8 protein-coding genes and 1 rRNA gene are annotated in these 7,159 nt (G+C 71.5%); 7 read left to right on the top strand and 2 right to left on the bottom strand.

The window, feature by feature from the left end; translation table 11 throughout:
* The 3 genes from rrf to ABCR83_RS28805 form a co-directional block, all read left to right on the top strand.
* Positions 1 to 67: ribosomal RNA gene (gene rrf / locus ABCR83_RS28815) — 5S ribosomal RNA — on the top strand; the annotation flags it as partial.
* 199 nt (positions 68 to 266) lie between these two features.
* A complete protein-coding gene (locus ABCR83_RS28810) occupies positions 267 to 1,136 on the top strand; it encodes a hypothetical protein (protein WP_462698155.1) in 870 nt (289 codons plus the stop codon).
* Between the two features lie 5 nt (positions 1,137 to 1,141).
* Positions 1,142 to 1,909 (top strand): tetratricopeptide repeat protein, encoded by a 768-nt coding sequence (locus ABCR83_RS28805; protein WP_462698161.1) that lies wholly within the window; start codon positions 1,142 to 1,144, stop codon positions 1,907 to 1,909.
* A gap of 76 nt (positions 1,910 to 1,985) precedes the next feature.
* On the opposite strand, the gene ABCR83_RS28800 is transcribed toward ABCR83_RS28805, so the two are convergent.
* Positions 1,986 to 3,278 (bottom strand): DUF1015 family protein, encoded by a 1,293-nt coding sequence (locus tag ABCR83_RS28800; protein ID WP_462698154.1) that lies wholly within the window; start codon positions 3,276 to 3,278, stop codon positions 1,986 to 1,988.
* 76 nt (positions 3,279 to 3,354) lie between these two features.
* Between ABCR83_RS28800 and ABCR83_RS28795 the strand changes: the two genes are divergently transcribed.
* Positions 3,355 to 4,392, top strand: a complete 1,038-nt coding sequence (locus ABCR83_RS28795; RefSeq protein ID WP_462698153.1) for an HAD-IIA family hydrolase — start codon at positions 3,355 to 3,357, stop codon at positions 4,390 to 4,392.
* Between the two features lie 20 nt (positions 4,393 to 4,412).
* Here the strand turns inward: ABCR83_RS28795 and ABCR83_RS28790 are convergent, their stop codons facing one another.
* Entirely contained in the window at positions 4,413 to 4,760 is a 348-nt protein-coding gene (locus ABCR83_RS28790) for a sterol-binding protein (protein WP_462698152.1), read from the bottom strand.
* Positions 4,761 to 4,829: 69 nt separating this feature from the next.
* On the opposite strand from ABCR83_RS28790, the gene ABCR83_RS28785 reads away from it, so the two are divergent.
* Genes ABCR83_RS28785 through ABCR83_RS28775 form a run of 3 tightly spaced genes read left to right on the top strand, consistent with a single transcriptional unit; the run spans position 4,830 to position 6,815 of the window.
* On the top strand, positions 4,830 to 5,060 hold the full coding sequence (locus ABCR83_RS28785; protein ID WP_462698151.1) for a hypothetical protein: 231 nt from the start codon (positions 4,830 to 4,832) through the stop codon (positions 5,058 to 5,060).
* A 13-nt stretch (positions 5,061 to 5,073) separates the two neighbouring features.
* Positions 5,074 to 5,880 (top strand): TlyA family RNA methyltransferase, encoded by an 807-nt coding sequence (locus ABCR83_RS28780; RefSeq protein WP_462698160.1) that lies wholly within the window; start codon positions 5,074 to 5,076, stop codon positions 5,878 to 5,880.
* On the top strand, positions 5,877 to 6,815 hold the full coding sequence (locus ABCR83_RS28775; RefSeq protein ID WP_462698150.1) for an NAD kinase: 939 nt from the start codon (positions 5,877 to 5,879) through the stop codon (positions 6,813 to 6,815). The genes ABCR83_RS28780 and ABCR83_RS28775 overlap by 4 nt, the downstream gene beginning before the upstream one ends.
* Positions 6,816 to 7,159: the final 344 nt, after the last annotated feature.

The raw sequence follows: 7,159 nt of genomic DNA, 5'->3' as shown, positions 1-7,159 counted from the left end.
AGCTAAGCCTTTCAGCGCCGATGGTACTGCATGGGGGACCGTGTGGGAGAGTAGGTCACCGCCGAACAATCTTTCAAGGACCCTTGGTCCCAGCGTTCACGCTGGGACCAAGGGTCCTTTTTTGTATTTGCCTTGTTAATTCTCGATGAGCGTCTGCCAGTCGGCTGCGCGAGAATGATTGCAGTACCTGAAGACAGGAGTCACCTCGATGTCCACCAACTCTCCCGACGGTCGATCGGGCGGCGAGCGGGGCGGCTTCCGCCGCAATGATCGTGGCGGTTTCCGTCGTGATGACCGTTCGTCGTTCCGTCGTGATGGTCGTGATGACCGTGGCCCTCGCCGTGATGACGATCGTGGTGGTTTCCGTCGTGACGATCGTGGGCCGCGTCGGGACGATGACCGGGGCGGCTATCGCCGCGACGACCGTCCGACCTTCCGTCGTGATGACCGTCGTGATGATCGTGGTCCTCGGCGCGATGATGACCGGGGCGGTTACCGTCGGGACGACCGGCGCGACGACCGTGGTGGCTTCCGCCGCGACGAGCGCCGCGACGACCGTGGTCCTCGGCGCGACGACGACCGGGGCGGCTACCGCCGTGATGGTGACCGCGGTGGTCGTTCTGGTGGTGGTTTTGGCCGCCGTGATGACGATCGTGGTGGCTTCCGCCGCGACGACCGGCGTGATGGTGACCGTGGTGGCTTCCGTCGTGATGACCGTGGGCCGCGTCGGGACGATGACCGGGGCGGCTATCGCCGCGACGACCGTCCGACCTTCCGTCGTGATGACCGTCGTGATGATCGTGGTCCTCGGCGCGATGATGACCGGGGCGGTTACCGTCGGGACGACCGGCGCGACGACCGTGGTGGCTTCCGCCGCGACGAGCGCCGCGACGACCGTGGTCCTCGGCGCGACGACGACCGGGGCGGCTACCGCCGCGACGACCGCAGGGATGACCGCCGCGACGACCGGCGGGACGACCGTGGGCCGCGCCGGCCATTCCGGGAGGACCGGGGGCGTCAGGGCGGCGGCGGATACCGCGGGCGTGACGACCGTTCCCGTGGTGGATATGGGCGTCGTGACGACCGGGATCGTGACCGTGACCGTGACCGGGGGGACCGCGACCGCGAGCCGGTGAAGCGTCTGCCGATCCCCGAGGACGTGACCGGCCAGGAGATCGACAAGGACGTCCGGCAGGAGCTGATGAGCCTGCCGAAGACGCTCGCCGAGGATGTCGCGCGCAACCTCGTCATGGTCGCCAAGCTGCTGGATGAGGACCCGGAGCAGGCCTACGGGTACTCGAGGGTCGCGCTGCGGCTCGCCTCCCGCGTGGCCGCGGTCCGGGAGGCCGCCGGCTTCGCGTCGTATGCGACCGGCAAGTACTCCGAGGCGCTGGCCGAGTTCCGGGCCGCCCGGCGGATGACCGGCTCGGTCGAGCTCTGGCCCGTCATGGCGGACTGCGAGCGCGGTATGGGCCGCCCGGAGCGTGCGCTGGCCATGGCCGGCGAGCCCGAGGTGCAGAAGCTGGACAAGGCGGGCCAGGTCGAGATGCGCCTGGTCGCCGCCGGTGCCCGTAAGGACATGGGACAGGCGGACGCGGCCGTCGTGACGCTGCAGAGCCCCGAGCTGGCATCCAACTCGATCCAGCCGTGGACCGCGCGACTGCGGTATGCCTATGCCGACGCGCTGCTCGAGGTGGGTCGCGAGGACGAGGCCCGCGAGTGGTTCGCCAAGGCCCTCGAGGCGGACCAGGGCGGCACGACGAATGCCTCTGACCGGCTCGCCGAGCTGGACGGCGTGGAGTTCACCGACGCGCTGGAAGGGGACGCGGAAGAGGCCGCGGGCGAGACCGAGGCCGAGGCCGAGAGCAAGGCCGCGGAGCAGTCCCAGGAGTCCGGCGACCAGGGCTGACCGTCGGCGTCAACCGTCGACCGCTGATGTGCCGGGGGCGGAACCCAATCGGGTTCCGCCCCCGGCACATATCCACTCAGTTCAGCGCGAGGCTCCGCAGTACCAGTCCGGTGGCCGGTTTCGGGCCGAACGACGTCGACTTGCGAGGCATGGTCACGCCCTGCTCGGCGAGCTCCCGGACCACGTCCTCGTGCACCGGGTGCATCAGCACGGCCGTGCCGCCGTGCCGCTCGGCCTGTTCGACAGCGGCCGAGGTCTCGTGGATGTACCCGATGTGCTCGGGATCGTCCGGCACCCGCCAGACGTGCTCCAGGAGGGCGGAGTGCAGAACCGTCGCGTCGAGCTCGCGCCATGCATCGGGGCGGTCGGCCGGAATCGTCCGGGCCAACAGGTCCGGATCCGGCCGGTCGAGGAGGTGGTAGCGGCCGTCACCGGCGAGCACAAAGGCGTTGCCCTCCTTGCCGGCTGCGGCGGCCGCCTCGGCCAGCGCGTCGAGAGCCGACGGCAAGGGGCCCTCGAGAGTGCGTACCCGGAAGGCGTTGCCGAGGGCGGCCAGTGCCTCGGCGACCGGGAGGCGGTGCAACAGCCGGTGGATGGCACGTACTCGCAGGGGGTAGCGGGTGGTGTCCACGAGCAGGACGAGGCCGAAATCCCAGGGCCCGGGCGCCGGTTGCTCGGCGCGCAGGCGCAGATAGGTGGCCCAGCGGTGGTGTCCGTCGGCGATGAGGGCCCGCTGCCGGGAGAGGTCGTCGCCGACGCGGGACAGCTCGTCCGGGTCGGTGATGGACCACAGCCGGTGGGCGAAGCCGTCGTCGGTGGTCGTGGACAGCAGCGGTGCAGAGCGGATGACGCGCTCGATGACCCCAGCAGCGCCCGTGGTGCTGCCGTCGCCCCGGTAGGAGAACAGCAGCGGTTCTAGGTTGGCGCCGGTGTCGCGCATCAGGGCCGCGCGGTCCTCGACGATGTGCGGCATCACGTCCTCATGGGGGAGAACGACGCTTTCCTCGCGAGGGGTGAGCCGCAGGGCACCGATGAGGCCGCGTTGGAGTATCCCCTCGCCGCGCTGCTCATAGACATAGAGCGCGGGTTCGGGGTCGGGAGCGAGGATGTGCTCGTCCTGCCAGCGGCGCAGCGTCTCGGCGGCCTGCCGGTGGCGTTCGGCTGCGGTGGCCGCCTGCGGCAGGATCAGCCGGACGATGTTGTGCGGGTCGGCGGTCTCCAGATGCCGCAGCCCGTCCGGCCGCACGACGACGTCGTACGGTGGCGAGGTCACGGCGGCGAGGGAGCCCACGCGCTCGGGAACGTAGCGCAGCCCCCGGAAGGGAGCGAGTTGAAGACCTTGCCGCCCTGCACGGCCTGGAGTGCTCATTGGGAAATGTTATGTCCCATGGCGGGATGAGCAATGATCGAAATATAGACGAAACAATACAAGGAGCGAACTCGGCATGAGCGACAGTGTCCGGACCCGGCCCGGCAACAGCGAGCAGCGGCTCAGCACGGCCTATGACACGGCGCTGCTGGACCTCGACGGTGTGGTGTACGCGGGCGGCGAGGCCATCGATCACGCCGTGGAGTCGCTGGGGGCGGCCCGTGCGGACGGGATGCGTCTCGCCTATGTGACCAACAACGCGTCGCGGACTCCGGACACGGTGGCAGAGCACCTGACCGAGCTGGGGATACCGGCCGAACCGATGGATGTGATCACCTCGGCGCAGGCGGTGGCGCGGCTCATTTCCGAGCAACTGCCTGCTGGGTCAAGGGTGTTGGTGATCGGCGCCGAGGGGCTGCGGGCCGCGCTGCGGGAGCGCGGGCTGGTGCCGGTGGAGTCGGCGGACGACGACCCGGCCGCCGTCGCCCAGGGCTATGGCGGGCCGGAGATGCCGTGGTCGCGGCTGATGGAGGCGTCGTACGCGGTGCGTCGGGGCGTGCCGTGGTTCGCGTCCAACACGGACCTGACGATTCCCAGCGCGCGGGGCATCGCGCCGGGCAATGGCGCAGCGGTGGAGGTGGTGCGGATTGCCTCGGGTGGTGCGCGGCCCCAGGTCGCGGGGAAGCCGCTGCCGCCGATGCACCGGGAGACGGTGCTGCGGACGGGCGCGCGGCGGCCGTTGGTGGTCGGGGACCGGCTGGACACGGACATCGAGGGCGCACATGCCGGCGGGGTGGATTCGCTGCTGGTGCTGACCGGGGTGACCACGGCGGCCATGCTGCTCGAGGCGGTGCCGAAGCATCGGCCCACCTATGTGGCCATGGACTTGCGGGGGTTGCTGGTGGGGCAGCCGAGGGTTGAAGCGACTGGTGAGGGCTTTGGGTGTGGTGGCTGGATTGCATCGGTGAGCGATGACGAGTTTGTGCTCGACGGGGATGGCGAACGGGCCGACGGCCTGCGCGCGCTGTGCGCGGCGGCCTGGACGGCGGCGGGGGACCGGTCGTGCGGCCTGGACGCGGGGAAGGCACTGGCCCGGTTGCGCGAGACCGCCTGAGAGACTGCCTGAGAGACCGCTCAGAAGAGCGAGCGCAGCCTGAGTACGTCCCGCAGTCCGGCCTGGAGGCGGACGCGGCCGGAGGCCCAGGCGCGGGCGAAATTCAGGCGGCCGTCGACGAGGGCGATCAGATCGTCGCCGGTCATCTCCAGGCCGATCTCGGCCCGCCGCTCGGGGAGGCCGTGGATCGTCTTCACCTCTTTGAGATGGCCCTCCCTGAGGTGGCCCACAAAGGTGGTGTCGAGATCGGTGATGTGGCAGCTCAGCGAGCGGTCCAGCATGGCCGCGTCGCGGAACTCGCCGCTCGCCGCCGCGAGGTTCTCCGCCAGCCGGTCGAGTGCGCTCAGGCACTCCTCGATGGTCGCCATTGCCCTGGACGGTACACCGGACAGAGGCGAACACCGGAGAAACACCCGTTCCGGGGTAGCGTCGGGGCCATGACCGAGCCGAACCTTCCCGCCGGACCGCAGCCGCTGGGCATTGAGCGGACCCCCACCGGGAACGCCGGGGTGGACACGCAGCTGGAGCGTCTCGCCGACGCCGACCACCTCGACGTGAGCGGTCACCTGGAGGTGTACGAGGATGTACACGGGGGGTTGCGCGACGAGCTCACCGCGCTCGACCAGCGTCCCGGCCCGCCCTCCGGTCCGTACGACAACAGGAGCTGAACCGCACGTGGCAGTGACCCGTCGCCGACTCGACGCGGAGCTGGTGCGCCGCAAGCTGGCCCGCTCGCGGGAGCATGCGAGCCAGCTGATCGCCGCAGGCCGGGTGACCGTCCAGGGCGCGACCGCGACCAAGGCCGCCACTCAGGTGGAGACCGGGGCCGCGCTCGTCGTCACCCAGGACGACGGCGCCCCGGACTATGTCTCGCGCGGCGGGCACAAGCTCGCGGGCGCGTTCGCCGCGTTCGTCCCGCTCGGCCTGCGGGTCGGGGGACGCCGGGCGCTGGACGCGGGCGCGTCCACCGGCGGCTTCACCGATGTGCTGCTGCGGGCGGGTGCGGCGCAGGTGGTCGCCGTGGATGTCGGGTACGGGCAGCTCGCCTGGTCGCTGCAGAGCGACGAGCGGGTCGTCGTGAAGGACCGTACGAACGTCCGTGAGCTGACGCTGGACCAGATCGACGGGAAGCCGGCCGACCTGGTCGTCGGCGACCTGTCCTTTATCCCGCTGGGCCTGGTGCTGCCCGCGCTGGTGCGCTGCGCCGCCCCCGACGCGGACCTGGTGCTGATGGTCAAGCCGCAGTTCGAGGTCGGCAAGGAGCGGCTCGGCAGCGGCGGTGTGGTGCGCAGCACACAGCTGCGGGCCGAGGCGGTGCGTACAGTGGCCGGGCAGGCGGCCGAGCTGGGTCTCGGTGTCCTCGGCGTCACCGCCAGCCCCCTGCCGGGACCCTCGGGCAATGTCGAGTACTTTCTGTGGCTGCGCGCCGGAGCACCCGAACTGGACCCGGCGGACGTTGACCGTGCAGTGGCGGAGGGGCCCCGTTGACCACTTCAGAAGCGACATCGCAGACCCAGGGTGCGGGGGGACGCACCGTTTTCCTGCTCCTGCACACCGGCCGCCCGGCGGCCATCCGCAGCGCGGAGCTCGTCGTCCAGGGGTTGCTGCGATGCGGCATCGGGGTGCGGGTGCTCGCGGAGGAGGCCGTCGACCTGCCGCTGCCGCCCTCGGTCGAGCGGGTCGAGTCCGGTCCGGGCAGGCCGAATGTGCTGGACGGGTGCGAGCTGCTGGTGGTGCTCGGCGGGGACGGCACGCTGTTGCGCGGCGCGGAGTTCGCGCGGCGGTCCGGGGTGCCGATGCTGGGCGTCAACCTGGGGCGGGTCGGCTTCCTCGCCGAGGCCGAGCGGGACGATCTCGACAAGGTCGTCGACCGGGTGGTGACCCGGGCGTATGAGGTCGAGGAGCGGATGACCCTCGATGTGCTGGTGCAGACGGACGGCCGGGTGGTGCACACGGACTGGGCGCTGAACGAGGCCTCGGTGGAGAAGGCCGCGCGCGAGCGGCTCCTCGAGGTCGTCACCGAGGTCGACGGGCGGCCCGTCTCGCGGTTCGGCGGAGACGGTGTCGTGTGCGCCACCCCGACCGGGTCCACGGCCTACGCGTTCTCCGCGGGCGGGCCGGTGGTGTGGCCGGAGGTGGAGGCGCTGTTGATGGTGCCCATCAGCGCGCATGCGCTGTTCGCCAAGCCGCTGGTGACGGCGCCGGATTCGGTGCTCGCGGTGGAGGTGCAGCCGCAGACCCCGAACGGGGTGCTGTGGTGCGACGGCCGCCGGAGCGTGGAGCTGCCTGCGGGGGCGCGGGTGGAGGTGCGGCGGGGGAAGGTGCCGGTCCGCCTGGCCCGGCTGCACCATGCGTCGTTCACGGACCGGCTGGTGGCGAAGTTCGCGCTGCCGGTCGCCGGTTGGCGGGGGGCACCGCACTAGGGGGTGGCCGCGGGGTGGCCGTGCCGTCGGGGGCTGGTGGCCGTGTGGCCCGTCAGGATCTGAGGTGAAGGTCTCGCCCGCCGCTGATGGTCAGCCGCCCGGTGCGGACGGCGACGGGGCCGGTGGGGCCGGGGCGAGCCCTCGTCGCCGCACCCGGCGCCGGCCGGGCGCACCGGCGGGTATGCGCATGGCTCCCGGCCTGCTCCGCTCCGGCCGCCGGGACCATGGAGCCGACACCTGGACCGGTGGCGGGGCCGGTGGTGGGGCCGCTCCCGGGGCGGCCGGGAGGGGAGGCCGTCGCGGCGGCGTCCCGGAACCTCGTATCGTCGTATCCGTGTTGGAGG

It is taken from the genome of Streptomyces xingningensis, from assembly GCF_054957865.1.
The sequence above is the reverse complement of the archived record's forward strand: the minus strand, read 5'-3'. Positions and strand labels throughout refer to the sequence as shown.

Excerpts from the sequence above, each read along its gene's own strand:
- ABCR83_RS28800 (WP_462698154.1), bottom strand. The coding sequence starts at position 3,278 with ATGAGCACTCCAGGCCGTGCAGGGCGGCAAGGTCTTCAACTCGCTCCC.
- ABCR83_RS28785 (WP_462698151.1), top strand. The coding sequence starts at position 4,830 with ATGACCGAGCCGAACCTTCCCGCCGGACCGCAGCCGCTGGGCATTGAG.
- ABCR83_RS28790 (WP_462698152.1), bottom strand. The coding sequence starts at position 4,760 with ATGGCGACCATCGAGGAGTGCCTGAGCGCACTCGACCGGCTGGCGGAG.
- ABCR83_RS28810 (WP_462698155.1), top strand. The coding sequence starts at position 267 with ATGATCGTGGCGGTTTCCGTCGTGATGACCGTTCGTCGTTCCGTCGTG.
- ABCR83_RS28795 (WP_462698153.1), top strand. The coding sequence starts at position 3,355 with ATGAGCGACAGTGTCCGGACCCGGCCCGGCAACAGCGAGCAGCGGCTC.